The 23425-nt window shown below is 68.4% G+C and carries 23 protein-coding genes; 7 read left to right on the top strand and 16 right to left on the bottom strand.

Features of this window, described 5'->3' with window-relative positions; translation table 11 throughout:
• Nucleotides 1–108: 108 nt before the first annotated feature.
• From ACW7G3_RS09830 to rpoE, 3 genes are all read right to left on the bottom strand, one after another.
• Entirely contained in the window at nucleotides 109–1641 is a 1533-nt protein-coding gene (locus tag ACW7G3_RS09830) for a Do family serine endopeptidase (RefSeq protein WP_456974774.1), read from the bottom strand.
• A 67-nt stretch (nucleotides 1642–1708) separates the two neighbouring features.
• Complete coding sequence (locus ACW7G3_RS09825) at nucleotides 1709–2818, bottom strand: sigma-E factor negative regulatory protein (protein WP_456982595.1); 1110 nt, start codon at nucleotides 2816–2818, stop codon at nucleotides 1709–1711.
• On the bottom strand, nucleotides 2815–3429 hold the full coding sequence (rpoE, locus tag ACW7G3_RS09820; RefSeq protein ID WP_456982594.1) for an RNA polymerase sigma factor RpoE: 615 nt from the start codon (nucleotides 3427–3429) through the stop codon (nucleotides 2815–2817). The genes ACW7G3_RS09825 and rpoE overlap by 4 nt, the downstream gene beginning before the upstream one ends.
• Nucleotides 3430–3660: 231 nt before the next feature.
• Between rpoE and ACW7G3_RS09815 the strand changes: the two genes are divergently transcribed.
• Nucleotides 3661–5727, top strand: coding sequence for a 3-hydroxyacyl-CoA dehydrogenase NAD-binding domain-containing protein (locus ACW7G3_RS09815; protein ID WP_456982592.1), 2067 nt, complete (start codon nucleotides 3661–3663; stop codon nucleotides 5725–5727).
• Nucleotides 5728–5745: 18 nt separating this feature from the next.
• On the opposite strand, the gene ACW7G3_RS09810 is transcribed toward ACW7G3_RS09815, so the two are convergent.
• The 12 genes from ACW7G3_RS09810 to ACW7G3_RS09755 all read right to left on the bottom strand — a co-directional run bounded on the left by ACW7G3_RS09810 (nucleotide 5746) and on the right by ACW7G3_RS09755 (nucleotide 15904).
• Nucleotides 5746–6105, bottom strand: a complete 360-nt coding sequence (locus ACW7G3_RS09810; protein ID WP_456974766.1) for a PilZ domain-containing protein — start codon at nucleotides 6103–6105, stop codon at nucleotides 5746–5748.
• Nucleotides 6106–6107: 2 nt separating this feature from the next.
• Entirely contained in the window at nucleotides 6108–7160 is a 1053-nt protein-coding gene (locus ACW7G3_RS09805) for a DNA polymerase III subunit delta' (RefSeq protein WP_456974764.1), read from the bottom strand.
• On the bottom strand, nucleotides 7157–7798 hold the full coding sequence (tmk, locus tag ACW7G3_RS09800; protein ID WP_456982590.1) for a dTMP kinase: 642 nt from the start codon (nucleotides 7796–7798) through the stop codon (nucleotides 7157–7159). Before tmk ends, ACW7G3_RS09805 begins: the two co-directional genes overlap by 4 nt.
• Entirely contained in the window at nucleotides 7795–8862 is a 1068-nt protein-coding gene (gene mltG / locus ACW7G3_RS09795) for an endolytic transglycosylase MltG (protein WP_456982589.1), read from the bottom strand. Before mltG ends, tmk begins: the two co-directional genes overlap by 4 nt.
• A gap of 57 nt (nucleotides 8863–8919) precedes the next feature.
• Entirely contained in the window at nucleotides 8920–10287 is a 1368-nt protein-coding gene (locus ACW7G3_RS09790) for an aminodeoxychorismate synthase component I (RefSeq protein WP_456982588.1), read from the bottom strand.
• A gap of 43 nt (nucleotides 10288–10330) precedes the next feature.
• A complete protein-coding gene (gene fabF / locus ACW7G3_RS09785; protein ID WP_456974756.1) occupies nucleotides 10331–11569 on the bottom strand; it encodes a beta-ketoacyl-ACP synthase II in 1239 nt (412 codons plus the stop codon).
• Between the two features lie 178 nt (nucleotides 11570–11747).
• The gene (gene acpP / locus ACW7G3_RS09780; RefSeq protein WP_456974754.1) at nucleotides 11748–11987 is read right to left on the bottom strand and encodes an acyl carrier protein; all 240 of its coding nucleotides are present in this window, start codon (nucleotides 11985–11987) and stop codon (nucleotides 11748–11750) included.
• A gap of 121 nt (nucleotides 11988–12108) precedes the next feature.
• Nucleotides 12109–12855 (bottom strand): 3-oxoacyl-ACP reductase FabG, encoded by a 747-nt coding sequence (gene fabG / locus ACW7G3_RS09775; RefSeq protein WP_456982587.1) that lies wholly within the window; start codon nucleotides 12853–12855, stop codon nucleotides 12109–12111.
• A 34-nt stretch (nucleotides 12856–12889) separates the two neighbouring features.
• On the bottom strand, nucleotides 12890–13834 hold the full coding sequence (gene fabD, locus ACW7G3_RS09770) for an ACP S-malonyltransferase (protein ID WP_456982586.1): 945 nt from the start codon (nucleotides 13832–13834) through the stop codon (nucleotides 12890–12892).
• Nucleotides 13835–14061: 227 nt separating this feature from the next.
• Complete coding sequence (locus tag ACW7G3_RS09765; RefSeq protein ID WP_456974748.1) at nucleotides 14062–15057, bottom strand: beta-ketoacyl-ACP synthase III; 996 nt, start codon at nucleotides 15055–15057, stop codon at nucleotides 14062–14064.
• 110 nt (nucleotides 15058–15167) lie between these two features.
• On the bottom strand, nucleotides 15168–15362 hold the full coding sequence (rpmF, locus tag ACW7G3_RS09760) for a 50S ribosomal protein L32 (protein ID WP_456974746.1): 195 nt from the start codon (nucleotides 15360–15362) through the stop codon (nucleotides 15168–15170).
• 32 nt (nucleotides 15363–15394) lie between these two features.
• Nucleotides 15395–15904 (bottom strand): YceD family protein, encoded by a 510-nt coding sequence (locus ACW7G3_RS09755; RefSeq protein WP_456982584.1) that lies wholly within the window; start codon nucleotides 15902–15904, stop codon nucleotides 15395–15397.
• Between the two features lie 233 nt (nucleotides 15905–16137).
• Here ACW7G3_RS09755 and ACW7G3_RS09750 point away from each other — a divergent pair, with 233 nt between their 5' ends.
• Together ACW7G3_RS09750 and ACW7G3_RS09745 are read left to right on the top strand one after the other, a co-directional pair.
• Nucleotides 16138–16404 (top strand): hypothetical protein, encoded by a 267-nt coding sequence (locus tag ACW7G3_RS09750; protein WP_456982582.1) that lies wholly within the window; start codon nucleotides 16138–16140, stop codon nucleotides 16402–16404.
• Nucleotides 16405–16419: 15 nt separating this feature from the next.
• Nucleotides 16420–16992 carry a Maf family protein gene (locus ACW7G3_RS09745; protein WP_456982581.1) on the top strand — a complete coding sequence of 191 codons (573 nt, stop codon included), beginning with the start codon at nucleotides 16420–16422 and terminating at the stop codon, nucleotides 16990–16992.
• A gap of 12 nt (nucleotides 16993–17004) precedes the next feature.
• On the opposite strand, the gene ACW7G3_RS09740 is transcribed toward ACW7G3_RS09745, so the two are convergent.
• Nucleotides 17005–18888 (bottom strand): glycosyltransferase family 39 protein, encoded by a 1884-nt coding sequence (locus ACW7G3_RS09740; protein WP_456982580.1) that lies wholly within the window; start codon nucleotides 18886–18888, stop codon nucleotides 17005–17007.
• A 67-nt stretch (nucleotides 18889–18955) separates the two neighbouring features.
• Between ACW7G3_RS09740 and ACW7G3_RS09735 the strand changes: the two genes are divergently transcribed.
• From ACW7G3_RS09735 to ACW7G3_RS09720, 4 genes are read left to right on the top strand one after another with little or no spacing between them, the layout of a single operon-like run.
• Nucleotides 18956–19909: an AAA family ATPase gene (locus ACW7G3_RS09735; protein WP_456974737.1), complete on the top strand. Its 954-nt coding sequence runs from the start codon at nucleotides 18956–18958 to the stop codon at nucleotides 19907–19909.
• Entirely contained in the window at nucleotides 19890–20867 is a 978-nt protein-coding gene (locus ACW7G3_RS09730) for a DUF58 domain-containing protein (protein WP_456974735.1), read from the top strand. Before ACW7G3_RS09735 ends, ACW7G3_RS09730 begins: the two co-directional genes overlap by 20 nt.
• Complete coding sequence (locus tag ACW7G3_RS09725) at nucleotides 20867–22882, top strand: transglutaminase TgpA family protein (RefSeq protein ID WP_456982578.1); 2016 nt, start codon at nucleotides 20867–20869, stop codon at nucleotides 22880–22882. The genes ACW7G3_RS09730 and ACW7G3_RS09725 overlap by 1 nt, the downstream gene beginning before the upstream one ends.
• On the top strand, nucleotides 22879–23415 hold the full coding sequence (locus ACW7G3_RS09720) for a Slp family lipoprotein (protein ID WP_456974731.1): 537 nt from the start codon (nucleotides 22879–22881) through the stop codon (nucleotides 23413–23415). The genes ACW7G3_RS09725 and ACW7G3_RS09720 overlap by 4 nt, the downstream gene beginning before the upstream one ends.
• Nucleotides 23416–23425 lie beyond the last annotated feature (10 nt).

The raw sequence follows: 23425 nt of genomic DNA, 5'->3' as shown, positions 1-23425 counted from the left end.
TGTCGCGAGGTGGCGGGGAAACGAGACATTATCGCATAGCAAAGCGCCCGCCCCTGCAACAGGAACGGGCGCTGGATCGACCTTGGCGCCGGGGCGCCAGGCCGGAGTTCAGTCGTCGGAGTCGCGCGGGGTGACCGCCACGAACTCCGCGCCGCCACCGCGATGGCGCAGCAGCATGACCGTCTGCCCGGGCTTGACGTCACGCAGCTGGCGATCCAGCTCCTGTGCGCTGCCAACCGCCGTGCGCCCGACCCGGGAGATCACATCCCCCGGCTGGATGCCGGCGCTGCGCGCGGCCAGCCCTTCCACCCGCACGATGCGCACGCCCTCACCGTCAGCCAGGCCGGCCTGGCGGCGCTGGGCGTCGGTGAGGTCAGTGGCCACCAGCCCCAGCGGATTGCTCGATTCCGCGGCGTCCGGACGTGCATCCTGCCCACGGGCAGGGCCGGAGGCCGGTCCAGCCAAGGCAGCATCGTCCAGCGCAGCCAGGGTGACATCGAAATTGCGGGTACGGCCTTCGCGGAACACCTCCAGGCGCACCTTGGTACCCGGGGCCATGTTGCCCACGATCGGCGGCAGATCGCTGGCCTGGACAACGGCCGTACCATCAACGGCGCGGATCACGTCGCCGATCTCGATCCCGGCATCCTCGGCCGGGCTGTCCGGCTGCACGCCGATCACCAGCGCACCGCGGGTATCGGGCAGGTCGAAGCCGGCCATGGCGTCCCGGCTCACCGGCCCCACGTTCACGCCAACCAGGCCGCGCTGCACGCTGCCGGTGTCCTTGATCTGCTCGGCCACGTTCATGGCGATATCGATCGGAATGGCGAAGCTGACGCCCTGGTAGCCGCCGCTGTTGCTGAAGATCTGCGAGTTGATCCCGATCACCTCGCCGCGGGTGTTGAGCAGCGGGCCGCCGGAGTTGCCGCGGTTGATCGCCACGTCGGTCTGGATGAACGGCACGTACTGCTGGTTGGCATAGCGATTGGAGCGGCCGACCGCACTGACGATGCCGGCGGTGACCGACTGCTCCAGCCCGAACGGTGAGCCGATCGCCACCGCCCACTGCCCGGCGCGCACGCGGCCGGCATCGCCGGGGCGCAGCACGGTCAGGTCATCAGCCTCGATCTTGAGCACGGCCACGTCGGACTGCTCGTCGCTGCCGATGACCTCCGCGTCGTACTGGCGCTGATCGTGCAGCCGCACGCGCACCTCGTCGGCATTGGCGACCACGTGGTGATTGGTCAGCAGGTAGCCGTCCTCGCTGATGAGGAAGCCGGTGCCCATCGACAGGCCCCGCGGCGCCGGTGCCTGGGGACCACCCGGCGCGTCCGGCATCGAAAAACCCGGACCGAAAAAGCGCCTGAAAATCTCCGGGAACATGTCCTGGCTAGGGGCCCTGCGCTGGGCGGTACGGCCGGTGATGGTGGCCTCGATGCTGACCACGCCGGGCCCCACCTGCTCCACCAGCCGGGTGAAGTCCGGCAGACCGGTCACCAGTTCGGGAGCTGCGGCCTGGGCGGCGCGTGCACTCGTTGCCTCCTGGGCTGCGGGTTCGGCAGTGGCGGAAGGCAGGATCACGGCAGCGGTTGTCGCCGCGGTGGCCAACACCAATATCAAAACAGGAATACGGGCTTTCATTCTGGAAGCGTCCTCAAATGATCAATGAAGGGAACGGCGCGCCGCAAAAGGCGCAGCCGGAATCTGCTCAGCGTGGGCCGATATCGGGATCGATCTGCTGCGCGGACGCGGGCACGGCCGGCGCCTGCGCACCGCGAACGGCGCCGGCACCAATGGCCGTCTCAACGCGCCTGCCGACCATGCGTGCCGCCACTTCGGGCGGAAGTCCGAACCGCTCTGCTGCGGCCTGCGGCTCCGGCGGGGCCGCCATCAGCCAAGTCGCTGCCGGCTGCATTGTCTGGCCCAGGCCGACCGCATAGGCATTGCCGGCGCCGGACACTCCGGCGCGCGGCCAGGGCCGGCTGCCGACGGTCATCGGCAGTGAATGGAACGGATCTGTGTCAATTCCCTCAGACGAGCTGGGCAGCAGGGCCACAGCGCTGCCCTGTGTTGCTGGAAATGGCACCACGACGGCCTCCCGCGAGGTGGGCGTTTCCACCGATGCAGCAGCTGCAGCCGGAGCGGCGTCGACCGCGGCAAGCATCTGCGAGGACCGCACACTGGCTGTGCCAGCGCTCGAACGCGACGCCACTGCCGGTTGCACCTGCCGCTGCGCGTCGGCGCTCCCAGCGCTGCTGTGCGGTGCTTCGGCCAGGACAGGGCCGGTCGGCGACGCCACACCGTCGATGACCGGCGCACTCTGAATCTCAGACTCCGAGGGAGCTGAAACAGCCGGCCCGGGGGAAGCCCCTGCAGTGGCGGCCAGCGCAGGCACTGCCCGCACGGGCGCCTGTTCCGTCATCGGCCCGCCCTGGCGGCCAACCAGCAGCGCCGCCATGGCCACCGAAGCCGCCAGCGCGGCCCCACCGCCCCAGCGCAACACGCGCTGCCCACCGCCGCGGGCCCGCTGCGGGACAGGCTGGGATTCCTGTTCGGTGATGGCCATGGAGACCCGGCTGGCGAAATCAGTCGGCAACAGCGCGTTGCGCTGCCCGCGCAGCACGTCACCGGATATCTGCCAGCGCTCCCAGCGCTCGGCCAGCTCCACGTCATGCTGCAGACGGCGCAGCATGAAGCGCGCCTGGTCCGGTGACAGCTCGCCATCAAGCATCGCCGACAGCTGCTGGCGATGGTAACGATCGAGTTTGTCCGCATCCGGCAGGATCTGGATGCTGTCGCTGTCTTCGTGTTGCATCATCGTGTTGCACGCTCCGAGCTGGTTTCACTGTCCATCAATGGTTTGAGCTCCTCGTCGATTGCCTCCCGGGCGCGGAAGATGCGCGAACGCACCGTCCCCACCGGGCAGCCCATCCTCTGGGCGATCTCCTCGTAGCTCAGGCCGTCCACCTCTCGCAGCGTGATCGCGACCCGAAGCTCTTCAGGCAATTGTTCGACAGCACGCAGCACCGTTTGTTCCATCTGCTGGCGCATCATTTCCCGTTCCGGGGTGTCGGTGTCGCGCAATCGCACGCCCGAATCGAACTGTTCGGCGTCCGCAACGTCAATGTCCGAGCCCGGCGGCCGACGGCCAAGGGAGACCAGATGGTTCTTGGCGGTATTGACCGCAATGCGGTGCAGCCAGGTATAGAACTGGGCGTCGCCACGGAAGCTGCCGATCGCCCGGTAGGCGCGGATGAACGTTTCCTGGGCCACGTCCTGGCATTCACTCCAGTCCGACACGTAACGACCGATCAGGCCAGCAATCCGATGCTGGTATTTGCGCACCAGCAGGTCGAAGGCGGCCATGTCGCCGCTCTGCACGCGTTTGACCAGTTCCTGGTCCAACTGCTGGGTGTCATTATCGGCCATCGGGCCGGGCTCCTTTCTTGACCCGGCAATCTGCCGGGCGCTGCGGCCTGGGGAGCGGGCTGGACTGGTCCGTGCGCCCACCGTGAATGGTTCAAACTGGGGGCGTGAGGCCGATCAGGCAACCCCCGGCAAATGTGAAGGAGCGATCCAACGCCGCATGGCAGGATTTGACGCCGGGTGAGCGACCTCTGGATCATAGGAGGTTTCCCGTACCCTAACGGATGGTGTCGCATGATTGCAGGCCTCGACGGACTGCGTTTCAGCCATTGGAAAGCCGAGCAGCGCGAAGACGCCGTGCTGGTGCTTTCCCTCGACCGCGAGGGCGAGTCGGTCAACACGTTCTCCCAGGACGTGCTGCTCGAGCTGGACAGCTTGCTGGAACGCCTGGCCCTGGATCCTCCCAAGGCACTGGTACTGCGCTCGGCGAAGGCCAAGGGTTTCATTGCCGGCGCAGACATCCGTGAATTCCGCGAGTTTGATGAAAAGGGCACGATTGGCGATTCCATCCGCCGCGGCCAGCAGGTGTTCCAGCGCCTGGCCGAGCTGCCCTGCCCCACGGTGGCCGCGATCCACGGCTTCTGCATGGGCGGCGGTACCGAGATCGCGCTGGCGTGCGATTACCGGGTGGCCAGCAGCGATGGCTCAACCCGCATCGGCCTGCCCGAGGTCAACCTGGGCATCTATCCGGGCTGGGGTGGCAGCGTGCGCCTGCCGCGGCTGGTGGGCGCGCCGTCCGCGTTCGACATGATGCTGACCGGCCGCGCCCTGTCGGCCAAAGCAGCCCGCGCGATCGGCCTGGTGGACCAGGTGGCCGAACCGGCACTGCTGGTGGACGCGGCTGTGGGGCTCGCGCTCAAGGGCGCCACGCGCCCGTTCAAGCAGCGCTTCATGGGCTGGGCTACCAATTTGTGGCCGGTGCGCCAGCTGCTGGCGCCGATCCTGGTCAAGCAGGTGGCGCGCAAGGCGCGCAAGGACCACTACCCCGCGCCGTATTCGCTGATCGAGACCTGGCGCCGCAGCGGTGGCGGTACCCGGGCCCTGCTGGACGCCGAGCGCCGGTCGGTGGTCAAGCTCGCCGGTACCTCGACCGCGCGCAATCTCACCCGCGTGTACTTCCTGCAGGAACGGCTGAAGGGCCAGGGCAGCGGCGAACACAAAGTGCAGCGCCTGCATGTGATCGGCGCCGGCGTGATGGGCGGCGATATTGCCGCCTGGTCGGCCTATCGCGGCATGCAGGTGACCCTGCAGGACCGCGAACAGGCCTACATCGACAAGGCCCTTGAACGTGCGCAGGAGCTGTTCGCCAAACGGGTCAAGGACGATGCCAAGCGGCCGGAAGTGGCGGCGCGGCTGAAGTCGGACCTGGCAGGCGCCGGCCTGGCCGAAGCGGACCTGGTGATCGAGGCGATCATCGAGGACGCGGACGCCAAGCGCGGCCTGTACGCGCAGGTGGAACCGAAGCTAGCTCCGGGCGCGTTGCTGACCAGCAACACCTCTTCCATCCCGCTGGCGGAGCTGGCCGATGGCCTGCAGCAGCCGGCCCGGTTCGCCGGCCTGCACTACTTCAACCCGGTGGCGAAGATGCCGCTGGTGGAGATCGTGCGCCACGATGCGATGGACCCGGCCACCGCGCAACGGCTGGCCGCGTTCTGCCGCGCCATCGGCAAGCTGCCGGTGCCGGTGGCGGGTACGCCGGGCTTCCTGGTCAACCGCCTGCTGTTTCCGTACATGCTGGAAGCGGCCACCGCGTACTCGGAAGGCATCCCGGGCGCGGCGATCGACCGGGCGGCGGTGAAGTTCGGCATGCCCATGGGCCCGATCGAGCTGATCGATACCGTGGGGCTGGATATCGCCTCGGGCGTGGGCCGCGAACTGGCCCCGTTCCTCGGCCTGGACATCCCGCCTGCACTGGCGACGCCGCCCGAGCCCGGCAAGCGCGGCAAGAAGGACGGCCAGGGCCTGTATGCATGGGAGAACGGCAAGCCGAAGAAGCCCGAACTGCCCAAGGACTACAAGGCGCCCGATGACCTCGAGGACCGGCTGGTGCTGGCCCTGCTCAACGAGGCCGTGGCGGCGCTGCACGAAGGCGTGGTGGAAGACGCCGACCTGCTCGATGCAGGGGTGATCTTCGGCACCGGCTTCGCGCCGTTCCGCGGCGGGCCGATCCAGCACATCCGCACCGTCGGCGCCGACAAGCTGCTGGAGCGGCTGAAGGCGCTGCAGAGCCGGTACGGCGATCGTTTCGCCCCGCGCCCGGGCTGGGACAACCCGACCCTGCGGGAAGCATCGGTGGCGTAATCACCGGCAGCAGCCGGCCTACATCGTGTGGGTCGGCTTGTCCGAATTCAGGGTCCCGGCCAGCAGGGTCTCGATGCGACCCTTGGCCGCTTCACCCTCATTGCTGTCAGCGAACTGCACGCCAACGCCAGCGGTGCGGTTGCCCTGGGCACCGGTGGGCGTCACCCAGACCACCTTGCCGGCCACCGGCACCCGGTCCTGGGTTTCGGGCAGGGTCAGCAGCAGGAAGACCTCGTCACCAAGGAAGTACCGCTTGGGCGTCGGCACGAAGATGCCGCCGTGCTTGAGATACGGCATGTAGGCGTTGTACAGCCCCGCCTTGTCTTTGAGCACCAGCGACAGGATCCCCTGGCGCATGCCCGGTACGGTTGCCCCCATGTCTATCTCCTCCTACCCGGCTCGCGGCGGGCCGCGGTCAGGTCATGCCATTGCAGCAGCAGTGCGCCCACCGCCAGGTCCGCGCGTACGGTGGTACGCAGCAGATCGCGGGTGCGGTTGGCTTCATCAAACCATTCAGCAAGACTGCGGCTAGACCGGGGGTCGGTCAAGTCCGTCGCCCTGGCCAGGACGAAGTCGGCCGCATGGCGCAGGCGCAGGGCGGCGACATCGCCATCGGTCCAACGTTTGGCCACCTCCGAAGGCGCCAGCTCACCGCGTGCCAGACCCGCCAGGTCCGCCGCCACTTCACGCCGCAGCTCGATGCCGCCGTCGCGCAGCCAGGAGTCCGCCAGGCCCGGATGGCCGCGTGCGGCATCCAGGGCTTCGGCCGCAGCCGTCGCGGCATGCCCCTGCTGTTCCAGCCAGGACAGACCTTCGGCCATGGAAGGCAAGCGGAATTCCAGCCGCTGGCAGCGGCTGCGGATGGTGGCGGGCAGCCCCGCCGGATTGGCACTCAACAGCCACAGGTAGCGCCCCGGAACCGGCTCTTCGAGCGTCTTGAGCAGGGCGTTGGCGGCGTTGGTGTTCATGTCCTCGGCCGGATCAATGATGGCAACCTTCACCACGCCGTACTGGGGCGTGGTAGCCAGGCGCTCGGACAAAGCGCGCACCTGGTCCACGGGGATGACCGTCATCTGCCTGGGCGGCGACGGCGTCATGCGCCAGGCATGGCCCACGAAAATCGCATCGGGGTGCGCCGGGTGCCCCCGGGGATGGGACAGGGAGCCGTCAGGGCGCTGCTCCAGCGGCTCCTTCTGCGAGCGCGCCTGGAACAGGCTGCAGCCGCGGCAGGCGCCGCAGGGACGCGCGCCGTGATCGGGCGCCTGGCACAGCAGGCGCGCGGCGAGGCGTTCGGCCACCCGGCGCTTGCCCAGCATGGCCGGCCCGCTGAACAACAGCGCATGGCCCATGCGGCCAGCGTCCAGCGACGCCGCGGCCTGGTCGTACACGCGCTGCTGCCAGGGCGTCAGTGGCTGGTCGTGCGTATTGCTCATTGCGCCTCCCGCCACACCTGCAGCGCGGCCAGCGCGGCCGCAGCCACCGCTTCCACTGGCTGCGCGGCATCGATCACCCGGAACCGCGATGGCTCGGCCGCGGCACGGTCGCGGAACACCGCGCGCACGCGCTCGAAGAAGCCGTCGCGCTCACGTTCGATGCGATCGGGCACCAGGTCGCGGCCGCGGGTCCGCTCGCGCCCGGTCACCACGTCGAGATCCAGCAGCAGGGTCAGGCCTGGGCGCAGGCCCACCACCGCGTGCTCCAGGGTTTCAATCAGGCCTGCATCCAGTCCCCGCCCGCCGCCCTGGTAGGCATAGCTGGAATCGGTGAAGCGGTCACACAGCACCCAGGCACCGCGCTGCAGCGCGGGACGGATCACCTCACGCACGTGCTGGGCACGCGCGGCAAACATCAGCAGCAGCTCGGTCTCCGGCGCAGCGGGTTCATGTCCGGGGTCCAGCAGCAGGCCGCGGATGGTTTCGGCCAGCGGCGTCCCGCCCGGCTCGCGGGTCAGCACCACTTCCTCGCCACCGGTCGCCAGGGCGCGGCGCAGGGTGCCGAGTACCGTGGTCTTGCCGGCGCCCTCGCCGCCTTCCAGGCTGACGAAGCGCGGATGAGTCGGCAAGGTGCTCATTGCGACCGGGCCCCCGGGGCAAAACGCTCCCGGTAGCGGCGCACGTATTCGCGCACAGCAACCTGGTGCTCCGCATAGGTGCGGGAGAACACGTGCCGGCCGCTGTCATCGCCGACGGCCACGAAGTACAGCGCATCGCCTGCCTCGGGCCGGGTGGCGGCGCGGATGGCGTCGGCCCCGGCCATGGCGATCGGCGTCGGCGGCAGGCCGTCGCGGGTGTAGGTGTTGTAAGGGGTATCGGTCTGCAGGTCGCGACGGCGGATGTTTCCGTCGTAGGAGCTGCCCATTCCATAGATCACGGTCGGATCGGTCTGCAGGCGCATGCCGCGCTGCAGGCGGCGGGTGAACACGCCGGCAATCTTGCCGCGCTCTTCGGCAATGCCGGTTTCCTTCTCGATGATGGACGCCAGCACCAACGCCTCTTCGGCGCTTTGCAGCGGCAGTCCATCGGCACGCTGCTCCCAGGCCTGCTCCAGCTCGCGGTCCAGGGCGGCGGCGGCGCGGCGCAGCAGGTCAAGGTCGCTGTCGCCACGGGTATAGAGATAGGTTTCCGGCAGGAAGCGGCCCTCCGGATGTACGCCCGGGCGCTCGAGCGCTGCCATCAACCCGGCGTCATCGAAGTCCCGGGTCTCGTGCACCAGCGGCGTCGCGGTGGCCAGGGCCGCGCGCAACTCACGGATGTTCCAGCCCTCCACGAGGGTGAAGCGGTGCCGGATCACCCGGCCTTCGCGCATGGCGAGCAGCAGCGTACGCGCGCTCATGCCAGGCTCCAGTCGGTACTCACCCACGTGCAGCCGGCCACCGGCGTCGAGCCGGCGGGCCAGCAGCTGCCACTCGATTCGGTGGCCGTCGCTGATGCCGGCCTCGCGCAGCTTGTCGAGCATCCGCAGGAACGAGTCGCCGCGCTCCACTACAAGCGTCTGGCCTTCATCGATACCCGTGAGCGGGCCATCCACGAAGTTCTGCCAGCGTGCGTAAGCCAGGTATGCGAAGACCCCGGCGAGCAGCGCCGAGACCACGAAAAACAGCCCGATTGCGCGCCTGCGTCCGCCTTTTGCACTCACCGGCGGACGCCCTGGAAAGTTGGAGATCCAATCATGGCTTCAGGATACCTTGATGGCTCACGCGGGAGGAGCAGCCGATCCACCCAGTGCAAGCAGCATGCCGCGAGCCTTGGCGCGCGTTTCGGCCAGCTCGCGCCCGGGCACCGAATCGGCAACGATGCCCGCGCCGGTGCGAAAACGCAGGGTCGTTCCCTCCACCTCCGCACTGCGGATCAGGATGTTCAGGTCCATGTCGCCATCGCGGTTCAACCAGCCCATCGCTCCGGTGTATGCGCCGCGGCCGACGCCTTCCAGTTCAGCGATGATCTGCATGCAGCGCACCTTCGGACAGCCCGTGATGCTGCCGCCGGGGAACACCGCCGCAATCACCTCGCCGGGCGTCGTATCCGCGCGCAGGCGGCCGCGCACGTTGCTGACAATGTGGTGGACCTGGGCATAGCTCTCCACTGTCATCAGCTCGTCGACCTCCACGCTACCCGGCTCGCACACCCGGCCCAGATCGTTGCGCTCAAGATCCACCAGCATCACGTGCTCGGCGCGCTCCTTGGGGTCGCCCACCATCTCCTGGATCCGGACGGCATCGTCGTCACCTGGCAGGCGCGGCCGGGTCCCGGCGATCGGCCGGGTCTCGACCACATCCCCGCGCACCGAGACCAGGCGCTCGGGCGACGCGCTGGCCACTGCCCAACCCCCACCGCAGAACAGGCCGGAAAACGGCGCGGGACTGGCTTCGCGCAGCCGCGCATAGACGGCAGCTGGTTCCGGCGCCTTGGCAAAGCGCGCCTGCCAGGCGCGGGAAAGATTGACCTGGAACACATCGCCGGCGGCAAGGTACGCCAGGATCCTTTCCACCCCTGCGGTGAAGGCTTCGGGATCGTCTTCCATCAGATCGACCGGCGCCGCCCACGGCGGCAGCGCAGGCTGTGCTGCCACCACCGCGGCGTCGGCCACGATCCGCTCAAGCAGGCCTTCATGTCCACGCTCGGCCACCGCCACGCATTCACCGCTGCCTCGATCACGCAGCACCGCGGCGGGGCAGCGAAGCGCAACGGCTGCCGGCAGGTTGCCGGGCGCCGGCGGCAGACGCAGGACCGGTTCCACCTGGGCAGCCAGCTCATAGCCCAGCAGCAGTGCCCAGCCGCCGCGGAAGGGCCACCGCGGCTCCACCCGTGGCGTCCGCAGCTGGCGCCACTGTGCATCCAGCGCCTCCAGGAAGGGGGTGTCCAGCAGGGTTCCCGCGCCATCACGGGTGAGGCCGTCGGCATCGAGAGTCAGGCAAGCGCCGGTTGACGCCAGCAACATGTCCCACTGCCCCTGGGCCGTGCCATGGGCAACGGACTGCAGCAGCACCGGATAGCGCGCGGGCGCCGCACGGTGCAGCGCCAGCAGGCCAGGATCGGCCGGCAGCGGACGGGAGATCAGCATGGAGCCGGTCCTGGACAGCGGGGGCGCGGTGCGCCCCGGTGGGTCAGACCCGGGTAAAGACCAGGGTGCCGTTGGTGCCGCCAAATCCGAACGAGTTGGACATCACCACGTCCACCTTTGCCTCGCGGGCGGTGTGCGGTATGTAGTCCAGGTCGCAGCCTTCGGAAGGATCGTCCAGGTTGATCGTGGGCGGCAGGATGCCGGACTGGATCGCCATGGCGGAGAACACCGCTTCCACTCCGCCCGCGGCCCCGAGCAGGTGCCCGGTCATCGACTTGGTGGAGCTGACCGCCACCTTCCGGGCGTGCGCGCCCAGGGTAGCCTTGATCGCCATGGTTTCCGCCAGGTCGCCGGCCGGCGTCGAAGTCCCGTGGGCGTTGATGTAACCGATCCGCTCCACATCCAGGCGCGCGTCGGCAATGGCGTGTGCCATGCAGCGCGCCGCGCCCTCGCCGCTCTCACTGGGCGCGGTCATGTGGTACGCGTCGCCGCTCATGCCGAAACCGGCCAGTTCGGCGTAGATGCGCGCACCACGCGCCTTCGCCCGCTCGTACTCCTCCAGGATCAGCACGCCGGCGCCGTCGCCCATGACAAAGCCGTCGCGACCCTTGTCCCACGGACGGGAGGCCTGCTGCGGGTTTTCATTGTTGGTCGACAGTGCACGCATCGAGCAGAAGCCGCCCAGCGAGGTCGGGGTGGTGGCGTATTCGGCGCCGCCGGCGATCATCACGTCGGCATCGCCGTACTGGATCATGCGCATTGCCAGGCCGATGTTGTGGGTGGCCGTGGTGCAGGCGGTCACCGCGGCAATGTTCGGCCCCTTGGCGCCGGTCATGATCGACACCTGTCCGGCAACCATGTTGATGATGGTGCTGGGCACGTAGAACGGCGAGATCTTGCGCGGACCACCCTCGTGGTACTTGATGGTGGTTTCCTCGATGCCCTTGAGCCCGCCGATCCCGGCGCCGAGGGCCACACCGATGCGCTCGGCGTTGGATTCATCGATCTCCATCCCGGCGTCGGCAATGGCCATCATCGAGGCGCCCACGCCGTAGTGCACGAACGGGTCCATCTTCTTTACGTCCTTGGGCGCGATCCACTTCGTGGCGTCGAAGTCCGGAACCTCGCCGGCGATCCGGGTGGGGAACGCGGAGGCGTCGAAGTGGGTAATCGGCCCGATGCCCGAACGCCCGGCCACGATGCCATCCCAGCTGGAAGCCAGGTCCGCGCCCAGCGGCGACAGGATGCCCAGGCCGGTGATGACCACGCGTCGTTTGGACATGGAGTGCTCCTTGGATAGATACCGGTAACTGACGGGCGCGCTGATCGCGCTGCCCCGGAAATGCACGAGGCCGCAAATGCGGCCCCGTGTCCATCAGTGCCCCGCCCCTGGACCAGCCCGGGGCGGTGCACGGTCCTGGATGCGCGACCGATGGCCTGCGCATCCCGACCGTTCGCGATTACGCCTTGACGTTGGTCTTGACGTAATCGATGGCCTGCTGCACCGAGGTGATCTTCTCGGCTTCTTCGTCAGGGATCTCGCACTCGAACTCTTCCTCGAGGGCCATCACCAGTTCCACGGTGTCCAGCGAGTCGGCGCCAAGGTCGTCGACAAAGGAAGCACTTGCGCTGACCTCGTCTTCCTTCACGCCCAGCTGCTCCACCACAATCTTCTTGACGCGTTCTTCGATGCTGCTCATGGGTACTTTGCTCCGTGGGGCCGAAAATTCTTGCGGCCGGATAGTTTAAGGGAAAGCCGGGCGTTCGGCGAAGCCCGCCGCCGCCCTTTCCTGTTCAGGGGCTTGCGCCCCGGAATGGGGGTTACGGCATGTACATGCCGCCATTGACGTGCAGGGTCTCGCCGGTGATGTAGGCAGCCGACGGTCCGGCAAGGAAAGCCACTGCCGCTGCCACGTCTGCCGGGTCGCCGAGGCGGCCCAGCGCGATCTGCTTCGACATTTCCTGCTTTGCGTCTTCGGGCAGGTCGCGGGTCATGTCGGTGGCGATGAAGCCTGGGGCCACCACGTTGACGGTCACGCCGCGCGAGCCGATTTCCCGGGCCAGCGACTTGCTGAAGGCGATCACGCCGGCCTTGGCCGCGGCATAGTTGGACTGGCCGGCGTTGCCCATCACCCCGATCACCGAGGCGATGTTGATGATCCGGCCCTTGCGCGCCTTCATCATGCCGCGCATCACCGCCTTGGAAGCGCGGTAGACACTGGTCAGGTTGGTATCCAGGATCGCCTGCCAATCCTCGTCCTTCATCCGCATCAACAGGTTGTCGCGGGTGATGCCGGCATTGTTGACGAGGATGGAGATGGCTCCGAATTCCTTGCCGACCTCGGCGATGAGCGCGTCGATGGCGTCGCCGTCGGCCACGTCCAGCACCCGGCCGTGGCCCGTGCCGATCGTGGCCAGGCGCGCGGCGAGCGCATCCGCGCCGGCCTGGCTGGTGGCAGTGCCGATCACGGTCGCGCCCTGCTCTGCCAGCAGGTCTGCGATGGATGCGCCAATACCGCGGCTGGCGCCGGTGACGAGGGCAATTTCGCCCTTCAGGGGTTGGGTCATGGGTTCGGTTCCTTGCAGGTGCGATGGTGCCGCGTCAGCTTTTCCATTGTGCCAGCGCGGCGTCAAAGTCTTCCGGCGTGCCGAGCGGCAGCGCCTGGAGCGAACGGTCGATGCGCCGGACCAGGCCGGAAAGGACCTTGCCGGGGCCGCACTCGGCGATCACGCCGGCACCGCGTGACGCCAGGGCCTGCACGCAGCCGGTCCACTGCACCGGCAGGTACAGCTGGCGTACCAGCGCATCGCGGATGGCATGCGCGCCCTCGTGCACCTCGGCGTCGACGTTCTGCACCACCGGCACTTCGGGATCATTCCACTGCAGCTCGCCCATGGCGGTGGCCAGCCGGTTGGCGGCCTCGCGCATGAGCGGCGTATGCGAGGGCACGCTGACCGCCAGCTTGACCGCCTTGCGCACGCCGCGTTCGCCCAGCAGGGCCAGCGCACGATCAACCGCGGCCGCATGTCCGCCGATCACAACCTGTCCGGGGGAATTGAAGTTGGCCGGCACCACCACCCCATCGCCGGAAGCCTGCTCGCAAGCCTCGGCCACTACTTCATCCTCGGCACCCAGCACGGCCGCCATGGCACCCGTGCCCGCGGGCGCCGCAGCCTGCATCAGCTGTCCGCGCAGGCGTACCAGTCGGGCGGCGTCGCCCAGCGGCAACACCCCGGCGGCGACCAGCGCGGCGTATTCACCCAGGCTGTGCCCGGCCATCAACGCCGGCTGCGCCCCACCCCGTGCCTGCCAAACGCGGTAAACCGCCACACCTGCCGCCAGCAGCGCGGGCTGGGTGAATTCGGTGGTGTTCAGCTGTTCTTCCGGGCCACCCTGGGCCAGCGCCCACAGGTCCACGCCGGCGCCTTCCGAGGCCTCGGCGAACACAGTGGTGATCTCCGCGTGGCTGGCGGCCAGATCGGCCAGCATCCCCAGCGACTGGGAACCCTGGCCGGGAAACACGAAAGCAAGCCGGGAATCGGTCAACACACACACCCGCAGTCGAAAGCCAACCGCCAATGATACCGGCCCGGCCGCCGGAATGTCTGTACGACGGCGTATGTCGCACTATCGGGAACAGGAACGTGCGGGTCGCTAAACCGCGCTGTGGCGCCGATTTCATGCATGGCCGGAAAAACGCAAACCGCCCGCGATCATGCGGGCGGCCTGTAGCGGTAACGAGGGGGAATGCCCGCCCTGCGGGCGTTCCGGGGTCAGTAGCGCAGCAGCGCCGAACCCCAGGTAAAGCCGCCGCCGAAAGCTTCCAGCAGCACCAGTTGGCCACGTTCGACCTTGCCCGAGCGCACCGCTTCGTCCAATGCCAGCGGCACCGAACCCGACGACGTGTTGCCATGCCGATCCACGGTCACGATGACCCGGTCCATCGACATGTCCAGCCGCTTGGCGGTCGCTTCGATGATGCGCAGGTTGGCCTGGTGCGGGATCAGCCAGTCAAGATCACTCTTGTCCAGGTTGTTGGCCGTCAGCGTCTCATCGACTACGGAATCCAGCGCGCGGACCGCGTGCTTGAACACTTCGCTGCCCGCCATGCTGATGCGCACGCCGGCGTTCTTCTCGTTTTCCTTGAAGCCGACCGACACGCCCACCGGGTTCCACAGCAGCTCCTTCTTGCCGCCGTCGGCGTGCAGGTGGGTGCTGAGGATGCCGGTTTCGGTATCGGCCTTGAGCACCACCGCGCCGGCGCCGTCACCAAACAGCACGCAGGTGGTGCGGTCTTCCCAGTCGACCATGCGGGTCAGGGTTTCCGCGCCCACTACCAGCACGGTCTTCGCATCGCCGGTACGGATGAACTTGTCGGCGACCGACAGCGCAAACAGGAAGCCGGAGCAGGCGGCGTTGACGTCGAACGCGCCACAGCCGTTGGCACCCAGCCGGTGCTGCAAAAGGCAGGCGCTGGAGGGAAAAATCAGATCAGGGGTGGTGGTACCGAGCACGATCAGGTCGAGCTCTTCCGGCTTGACGCCGGCCGCTTCCAGCGCGCGCATCGACGCGTGGTAAGCCAAGTCCGAAGTGGTTTCACCCTCGGCCGCCACGTGACGCTGGCGGATGCCCGTGCGGGCTGCGATCCATTCATCGCTGGTGTCCACGACCTTGGCCAGGTCGTCGTTGGTGACCACATTCTCAGGCAGATAGCTGCCAGTGCCCGCAATGCGCGAAAACACGCGCTGGGGCGTACCCGTTTGATTCATCTGCACAACCCGTCCTCGGCCGGATGCCCGGCTTCTCCGGGGCATGCTACACGGGCGCAGCGGCACGCGTTGCCCGCAGGGCCGCCGTCCTCGGACGGCGGCGCTAGGGATCAGTCTTCTTCGACGACGCCCGCCCGCGGCACGATCACCTGCTTGCCGCGGTAGTAACCGTCAGCGGTGATGTGGTGGCGGATGTGGATCTCGCCGGTGGTCGGATCGGTGGACAGCTGCTTGGCCGTCAGCTTGTCGTGCGCGCGGCGCTGGCCACGGCGGGAGGGGGAGACACGGGATTTCTGCACAGCCATGGGAATTGCTCCAGCAACAGGTTCAGTTGTTTCTAAAGTTTCTTTTTAAGTTCCGCCAACGCCGAAAACGGGTTGGCGCGCATTTCTTCGTCCGCGTGAACGGGCCAGTCCCGCTCCACCGATTCCGAGCCGGGGCTGACCGGGATCAGTGGCACGGCGAGGATCAGTTCATCCTCCACCAGCGCAACCGGATCCACGTATCCGTCCCCATCCGGCAGCAGTGCCTCATAGCCTTCCGGCAGTGCGGCTTCATCGGCCTCGTCACGGATGATCCCGTAGCGCTGCACGATCTGCACCGGATGCTCGAACCGCTGCAGCGTCCGCCGGCATTCCAGCGGCAGCCGCGCATCCACACGGACTTCCACGAACGGCACGTCCAGTTCATCGCGCCCGAAACCGGCCGACCATTGCACCTGGCCTTCGGCATCGAACAGCAAATCACAAAGACGCGCCATCCCGGCCAGCGGCAACTGTCCTTCCAGTTCCCGACCTGCAGCGACTGCGCGCCGCCAATCGACGTTTCTGGACAGTTCCGCGGACATAAGAGGCGAAATGGTAGGGCTGCAGCGGTGCGGTGTCAAACCACCCCTGCTCCGATTGCCCGGGCGCGGCGGGGAAATTTGCCCGTCCCGCCGGTGGCCTGCAGACTGGCCGCTGACCCACTGCCTCCCATGCCGTGACCCCACTCCTCTCCGCACTTCTCGCTGCAGCGCTCATTCTCGCCTGTGCCTGGGCCTTTTCAAGGCGCCGCGCGGTCGGGCGTCGCAACCGCGCCATGTCCGGCGTGCTTGATGCGGCCGATGCGTTGGAAACGCGACTGCGCGCCGCCCGGGCCGAGATCCAGGCGGTTGCCGGTGACCACCAGAACCCGGTGCAGGAGGCCTTGCAGGAAATGCTGCGCCAGCGCCTGTGGCTGCAGGAACACGGAGCCAGCGCCTCGCTGCAGCAGCTTGACGCGGTGCGCCGATCGATCGATCACGCCCGCCAACGCATCGAAGGGCAGCTGCTGCAGATCGAGCGCGCGCGGGCGCCCCAGCACTGACACCGGGAATTGCCCATGCGACTGATCCTGGCTTCAACCTCACCGTATCGACGCGAACTGCTGCAGCGGCTTTGCCTGACGTTCGACACGATCCGGCCACAGGCCGATGAAACCCCGCTGCCCGCCGAGCCGCCTGCTGCGCTGGCGGGACGACTGGCGCAACTGAAGGCGGAGGTGGTCGCCGCGAACGAACGCACTGCGTGGGTGATCGGTTCCGACCAGGTAGCGGAACTGGACGGCACCCCCCTGGGCAAGCCGGGCCATCGCCAGGCCGCCATTGCGCAGCTGGGCGCAATGTCCGGGCGCGAGGTGCGTTTCCACACTGCGGTGGCCCTGGCCCAGCATGGCGGGCCGGTCCACGCTGCGCTGGACACCACGACGGTCAGCTTCCGGCCGCTGTCCGCCGGGGAGATTGAACGCTACGTGGATACCGAGCAGCCGTTCGACTGTGCGGGCAGCTTCAAGGCCGAAGCCATGGGCATCACCCTGTTCGAATCGATCCACAGCACGGACCCCACGGCTCTGGTCGGGCTGCCGCTGATTGCCACCGCCCGTTTGCTGCGCCAGGCCGGATTCGTGCTGCCCTGAGGCGGAACCAGGTCATTCAATGATGACCGGCTGCTCGCTCCACTCTTCCACGCTGCCGTCCTGCCCATGCAGGCGCAGCCCGAGCCAGTAGCGCCCTGGACGCGCCGGCGGCTGGCCACCAAGTGTTGCCTGGAAGCCGACCCCGGGGTGCGACGGATCGTTGGAGATCTGCCAGTAACTCGCCACGTAGGGGACATCGAGCCCGTACTCGGCCTCGGCTACCGTCACCCCATCCAGCAGAACCTCCACCCGCGAAAGGCCAACGCCATCCTTGAACGCCCAGCCGGTGACCTCCATTGGCCAGCCGGTCCGGCCACCGCTCACAGGCGTATCGATCCAGGCCATCGCCGGCGCGGTGCAGCCGGCACTGTCTCCTGCATCAGGGTCAAGAGCGAAGACGAGGAAGCGCTGGCTGCCATGGTCCACGTTGAGCACCCGCCGCGGCGCGGGCAGCGGCCCGACGCGCTCGCACAGCGCGTGGTAGCGGCGCAGGAGGTTGCGGTAGGACACATCGCTGGCACCCACCACCAGCAGCACCGGGTCATCGCCCCACTGCGACCGGCCCGCTGTCTCAAGCCCCCACAGCTGCAGCTGCGGCGCGCGGCCATGGAACCGGTTGAGCGGATGGTCCAGGACCTTGATCCGTGGGTTGTCCAGGCGGAAGCCCAGCTCGGCCCCGATCTTGAAGTTGTCGGCCACCAGTCGCGTGCCCTCCGGCATCTGCGCCAGCTCTTCCTCCACCGCGTCAGCCAGCACGTTCCAGCCGGCGAAGTTGGAGGGATACCACTTCCAGGCGGCACTTTGGGCGCGCACGGAGGGGATCGACACGGCCGCGTAGTACGCGAACACCGCCACCAGCCCGGCACCGGCCAGTGCCCAGGTGGCGCGTCGCAGCCAGCGCGGCCAGCTTGCCAACAGCGCGGGCAGCAGCGGGATCAACGCCAGGTAACCCGGCAGCGGCCAGTGAAAGCTGACCCGCTCCGTGTCGGCAAAAAAGCCCAGGGCGAAAAAGCCCAGGACCACCAGTCCGCCAAGCAGGCCGAACAGCCGCACCACCTCGCGCTCGCCGCGCCACGCGCCGCGCCAGCCCGCCAGCAGCAGTCCGGCCAGCAGCAGCGGAGTCACGAAGGCGGCCTGCAGCGGAATGAAACTGAAGCCGCTGGCATGCAGCGCCCAGGGATGACGCTCGACCAGCTGGAAACGCAGCCCGGCCTCGGCGTTCTCGATATTCCAGGCCAGCAGCGGCACCCAGGCGGCTGCGCCGAATGCGACCGCGATCCACACCCGCGGATCACGCAATGCACGGCGCCCGCCCGGCAGCAGCGCCAGGGCGATCACACCCACGCCGATCACCGCAATGAAGCGATAGTGGCTGAGCGCGCCGATCGCCAGTCCCAGTGCCAACAGCAGCACCGCGCCGTTGTCCACGCGGCGCAGCAGGCGCGCACCCGCGTCAAGACACAGCATGGTAGCCAGCGCCATGGGCACATCGGGCAGGGCCATGATGCCCAGCGTGCCGGCCAGCGGCAGCAGTACCGTCGCGCTGCCGGCCAGCCAGGGCGCGCTGCCCTCGCCCAGCTCGCGGCGCACCATCCCGACCATCATCCACGGCAGCGCCGCGCCCATCAGCAGGAAGGGCAGGCGCACGCCGAAATGGTTGTTGCCCGCTACTTCAACCCCGAGCCTGATCAGCCAGGCGGTCAGTCCCGGCAGGTCGGAATAGGCCCAGCCCGGATGCTGCCCTTCCTGCCAGTAGAATGCCTCGTCCACGAACAGCGGAAGCTGGGTGGCAACCCCAAGCTTGAGCAGCAGGACGACCAGCCACAGCGCAACGAAGGCGCGTTTCGCCCCGGCGATCTGCAGTCCATCATCACGCATGTCGTTGGCGTTCGGCATCCGTATTCCACCCGTTACACTGGATTGGCGCCAGCGCGAAATTGCGCCCCGAGAACCGGAGAGGCAGATGTCAGTATCCCCAGCGCCGGCGGACATGCTAACCGACGGATTGTTAAGCGCGCTCGACGCGGCACAGGGACAGGTCAACAGCCTGGTACTGGGCAAACACGAAGCGGTGGGGCTGGCCTTCACCGCCCTGCTTTCAGACGGCCACGTGCTGATCGAGGACCTGCCCGGCCTGGGCAAGACCACCCTGGCCCATGCGCTGGCGGCCACCCTGGGGCTCGGCTTCCAGCGGGCCCAGTTCACTTCCGACCTGCTGCCCTCGGATATCGTGGGCGTGTCGATCTATGACACCGGCACGCGCAAGTTCGAGTTCCACCAGGGCCCGGTGTTCACCCACGTACTGCTGGCCGATGAGATCAACCGCGCGCCGCCCCGCACCCAGAGCGCCCTGCTGGAAGCCATGGCCGAGCGCCAGGTCAGCATGGACGGTCGCACCCATCGGTTGCCGGACCCCTTCTTTGTCATCGCCACCCAGAATCCGCTGGACCTGGCCGGCACGTACCCGCTGCCCGACTCGCAGCTCGACCGGTTCCTGCTGCGGATCAGCCTGGGCTATCCCGACCAGGCTGCCGAGCGCGAGCTGCTGGCCGGTCGCGATCGCCGCGACCTGATCGCCAGCACCACTGCGGTGCTCGACCTGCAGGACCTGACCCGCCTGCGCGCAGCAGCCGCAGCAGTGCATGCCAGCGAGGCCCTGGTCGACTACGTGCAGGCGCTGGTCAACCGCAGCCGCCACCATGACGGCGTCCGCGTGGGCCTGTCGCCGCGGGCGGGGATCGCCCTGTTGCGCGCGGCGCGGGCGCATGCGCTGATGCGCGGTCAGCACCATGTGCTGCCCGATAACGTCCAGGCGCTGTTTGCCGCGGTGGCAGGTCACCGGTTGGTGCCCGAAACCGACGCCTCCGACGGCGTGGCCCTGTCCCGGGCGATCCTGCATGCGGTCCCGGTGGACTGACCCGGGCGCGCGCGGACCGGTCCGCCGGCTGCAGCTGCTCGCCCGCCCACGCCACCCGGAACCGCTGCCGGTCCGGTTCGACCGCCGTCGCACCTATGTGCTGCCTACGGCGTTCGGGCTTTTTTTCCTGATCCTGCTGGTGACCATGGGCGTGGGCGCGCTCAACTACAACAATAACCCTGCCCTGCTGCTGGCCCTGATGCTGGCCGGCACCGCCCTGGCCAGCCTGATCGCAGCTCACCTGCAGCTGAGCGGCCTGGTGGTGCATGCGGTGGGTGCCGAGCCGGTTGCAGCCGGCAAACCCCTGCTGCTGCGCGTGCACTTGCGCGCCGATCCACGCAGGCCACGGCGCGGGCTGCTGGTGCAAGCGGAAACCGCCACTACGCGCCTATCGCTCGACCGGGGCGGTGGGGAAGCGGCGTTGGAGATCCCCACTGTCCGCCGCGGATGGCTGCCCCTGGACCGCCTGCGGATTTCCACCACCCGCCCGCTGGGGCTGGCACGGGCCTGGAGCTGGGTCTGGCCGCAGGAGCCGCTGCTGGTCTATCCCTCACCCGAGGCCGATGGTCCGCCTCTTCCCCTGGGCGCCGGCGACAACGCCCAGGCACGCATGCACCCGGCCGGCGACGACCTGCACCACCTGCGCACCTGGCGCAGCGGTGACAGCCGCCGGGCCATTGCCTGGAAGCCTTCTGCTCGGCGCGATGTGCTGCTGGTGCGCGAGTACGAGGAACCCCAGGGCGCCGATATCGTCCTGGACTGGAGTGCGCTCGACGCGCTGGCGGCAGAAGCACGGATCCGGCGGCTGGCACGCTGGATCGACGAGGCCGAACGCGATCAGCGTCGCTACCGGCTGCTGCTGCCCGGACACCCGCCAATGGGTCCGGCCAGCGGCCCTGCTCATCGCCACGCCTGTCTGCGTGCGCTGGCACTGCTGCCCGGCGAGGAGGCCGCCTGATGGCCCGCCGTCGCCGCCCTTCCCCACCCCTGGATCTGTCCAGCCGGCGCTGGTCATTGGCCGCCGCAGGCGCCTGCTTGCTGCCGCTGCTGCTGCAGCTGCCGGGCAACGTGGCCAGCGGCATCACCGGGCTCGGCCTGCTGGCGCTGCTGTTGTCCTGGCGCAGACACCTCCCGGCCTGGCCGCGACCGCTGCTGGCGCTGGCCCTGTTCGGCCTGGTGCTGGTCAATTTCAACTTCCACCTGGGCCGCGATACCGGCTGCGCCCTTCTGGCGGCCATGCTGGCGATCAAGCCGATGGAACTGCGCAGCCTGCGCGATGCCCGCAGCCTGCTTGGCTTCGCCCTGTTCGCCCCGTTCGCCACCTTCCTGCTTGATCAGGGCCCCTTGTCCCTGCTGCTGGGCCTGATGGGCGCAGTGCTGGCCTTGATGGCGCTGCTGCGCCTGTCGGAGCTGGAGTCGGGGGATGCCGGGCCGGCAGCCAATGGCCCGCGGGCGGGGCAAGCGTCCCGCCGGGCCTGGTGGAGGCTGCGCACCACCGGCCGCTTGGTTGTCGTGGGCCTGCCGCTGGCCCTGGCGGCGTTCTGGCTGTTTCCCCGCATCGCCTCACCGATGTGGGGTGTGCCGGACCGGGCAGTCGCGCGGCCCGGCCTGTCGGACACCATGTCACCCGGCGAATGGATCGACTTCATGGGCGATGATTCGCCCGCGCTGCGGGTAAAGTTCCACGGTCCGGTGCCGGAGGCCTACCAGATGTACTGGCGCGGGCCGGTTTTGATCGACTTCGATGGCCGCACCTGGGAGCGTTCCGCCTGGTCACGCGGATTGCCGCCTGCCGAGGTGGTCCGCGGCGAACCCGTCTGGGAATACGACATCGAGGCCGAGCCGACCGACCGTCGCCACGTGGTGGCGCTGGAGCTGCCGCTGTCCGCGCCGGATGGGCTGCACCTGGCCCACGACTACAGCATGGTGTCGCCCCGGCCGCTGGGGCAGGTGCAACGCTGGCGCATGCGTTCCGCTCCGGCGGAGGCTTTCGAAGCGGAACTGCGCCCGATGCTGCGCCAGGCCGCGCTGCGCCTGCCCGAAGGCTTCAACCCGCGCACCCTCACGCTTGCCCGGCAGTGGCGCGCCGAGGCCGGACCCACGGACGACCTGCAGATCGTCAAGCGCGCCCTGCAGTGGGTCACCAACGAGTTTTCCTACACCCTGGCCACGCCCCTGCCCGGCCGCCATTCTGTGGATGAATTCCTGTTCGATGAGCAGGCCGGCTTCTGCGAGCACTTCAGCTCGGCGTTCGTGGTGCTGATGCGCGCGGCCGGCATCCCGGCGCGGGTGGTGACCGGCTACGCGGGCGGTTACCGCAACCGTTTCGGCGATTACTGGGTGGTGCGGCGCATGGACGCACACGCCTGGGCCGAGGTGTGGCTGGATGGACGCGGCTGGGTGCGGGTGGACCCGACTGCCGCGGTGGCGCCGGAGCGTATCTTCGACACCCTGGAAGACCGCCCGCAGGTCGGGCTGGACATCTTCGGCAACATTGCCGTGGCATCGGAACTGGGCGACTGGATGCGGCGCGGCTGGAACAACGCCTTCCTTGGCTTCGACGCCTCCCGGCAGCGGCGCCTGCTGGCGCCCGTCGGCATCCAGGACCTTGGCGTATCGCAGCTGGTGATCCTGTTTTCGGCACTGTCGGGCCTGGCCCTGGCGTGGATGCTGTGGCTGGTGGCGCGCGGTGAGCGCGAGCGGGATCCGGTGCTGCGTGCCTGGCGCCGCATGGGTGAGCGCTACGCCCGGCTGGGGATGGCGCCTGATCCGCACGAGCCCGCCGCTGCGTGGACCCGTCGGGTGTCCGCTGCCCTGCCCGATGCCGCCACTACACTGGAGCCGCTCAGCGCGCGTTTCATCCAATGGCGCTACGCTGACCGCAAGGCTGACCCGGCGTCTGCCCGCGCCCTGGTCCGCGACCTGCTCGCGCACCGGCCGCGGCGCAACGCCAGACTGGAGGATCCGACATGACACCCCTTACCAAGCGGCCCCGCAACAAACTGGGTGCCCTGATTGCCGGCTTGGCCCTGGCCGGCGTGCTGCTCAGCGGCTGCGTGACCCAGCCGGTCCCGCTGCAAGGCGAGTACCTGCCGGTGACCCCGCAACAAGCCAGTGCCGGTAACCACACCGGCGCTCCTGTGCGCTGGGGCGGGCGGGTGATCGAGGTGGAGCCGCAGGCGGACCGCACCTGTTTCACCATGCTGTCGGCGCAACTGGACTCATACGGCCGCCCCTCGCAGAACCCGGATGGAGGCGACGGGCGTTTCATGGCCTGCCGCAGTGGTTTCTACGACCCGGCGGTGTTCAACGCTGATCGTGAGGTGACTTTTACCGGGCGCATTGCCGGCTATGAGGACACCCGCATTGGCGAATACGACTACCGCCTGCCGCGCATGGATGCCGACGTGGTCTATCTGTGGCCCGAACGCAGCGACACTCGCACCATCATCCACCACCCGCACCCCCACCCGTACTTCTGGCATCCGTACGGATGGTGGTGGTGAGCCGCCCGAC

It is taken from the genome of Luteimonas sp. A478 (genome assembly GCF_054052025.1).
Note: the sequence above shows the minus strand (reverse complement) of the source record. Positions and strands in the feature narration are given on the sequence as shown.

Coding starts and splice junctions, on each gene's coding strand:
- ACW7G3_RS09830 (WP_456974774.1), bottom strand. CDS start 1,641: ATGAAAGCCCGTATTCCTGTTTTGATATTGGTGTTGGCCACCGCGGCG.
- ACW7G3_RS09825 (WP_456982595.1), bottom strand. CDS start 2,818: ATGATGCAACACGAAGACAGCGACAGCATCCAGATCCTGCCGGATGCG.
- rpoE (WP_456982594.1), bottom strand. CDS start 3,429: ATGGCCGATAATGACACCCAGCAGTTGGACCAGGAACTGGTCAAACGC.
- ACW7G3_RS09815 (WP_456982592.1), top strand. CDS start 3,661: ATGATTGCAGGCCTCGACGGACTGCGTTTCAGCCATTGGAAAGCCGAG.
- ACW7G3_RS09810 (WP_456974766.1), bottom strand. CDS start 6,105: ATGGGGGCAACCGTACCGGGCATGCGCCAGGGGATCCTGTCGCTGGTG.
- ACW7G3_RS09805 (WP_456974764.1), bottom strand. CDS start 7,160: ATGAGCAATACGCACGACCAGCCACTGACGCCCTGGCAGCAGCGCGTG.
- tmk (WP_456982590.1), bottom strand. CDS start 7,798: ATGAGCACCTTGCCGACTCATCCGCGCTTCGTCAGCCTGGAAGGCGGC.
- ACW7G3_RS09790 (WP_456982588.1), bottom strand. CDS start 10,287: ATGCTGATCTCCCGTCCGCTGCCGGCCGATCCTGGCCTGCTGGCGCTG.
- fabF (WP_456974756.1), bottom strand. CDS start 11,569: ATGTCCAAACGACGCGTGGTCATCACCGGCCTGGGCATCCTGTCGCCG.
- acpP (WP_456974754.1), bottom strand. CDS start 11,987: ATGAGCAGCATCGAAGAACGCGTCAAGAAGATTGTGGTGGAGCAGCTG.
- fabG (WP_456982587.1), bottom strand. CDS start 12,855: ATGACCCAACCCCTGAAGGGCGAAATTGCCCTCGTCACCGGCGCCAGC.
- ACW7G3_RS09765 (WP_456974748.1), bottom strand. CDS start 15,057: ATGAATCAAACGGGTACGCCCCAGCGCGTGTTTTCGCGCATTGCGGGC.
- rpmF (WP_456974746.1), bottom strand. CDS start 15,362: ATGGCTGTGCAGAAATCCCGTGTCTCCCCCTCCCGCCGTGGCCAGCGC.
- ACW7G3_RS09755 (WP_456982584.1), bottom strand. CDS start 15,904: ATGTCCGCGGAACTGTCCAGAAACGTCGATTGGCGGCGCGCAGTCGCT.
- ACW7G3_RS09750 (WP_456982582.1), top strand. CDS start 16,138: ATGTCCGGCGTGCTTGATGCGGCCGATGCGTTGGAAACGCGACTGCGC.
- ACW7G3_RS09745 (WP_456982581.1), top strand. CDS start 16,420: ATGCGACTGATCCTGGCTTCAACCTCACCGTATCGACGCGAACTGCTG.
- ACW7G3_RS09740 (WP_456982580.1), bottom strand. CDS start 18,888: ATGCCGAACGCCAACGACATGCGTGATGATGGACTGCAGATCGCCGGG.
- ACW7G3_RS09735 (WP_456974737.1), top strand. CDS start 18,956: ATGTCAGTATCCCCAGCGCCGGCGGACATGCTAACCGACGGATTGTTA.
- ACW7G3_RS09730 (WP_456974735.1), top strand. CDS start 19,890: ATGCGGTCCCGGTGGACTGACCCGGGCGCGCGCGGACCGGTCCGCCGG.
- ACW7G3_RS09725 (WP_456982578.1), top strand. CDS start 20,867: ATGGCCCGCCGTCGCCGCCCTTCCCCACCCCTGGATCTGTCCAGCCGG.
- ACW7G3_RS09720 (WP_456974731.1), top strand. CDS start 22,879: ATGACACCCCTTACCAAGCGGCCCCGCAACAAACTGGGTGCCCTGATT.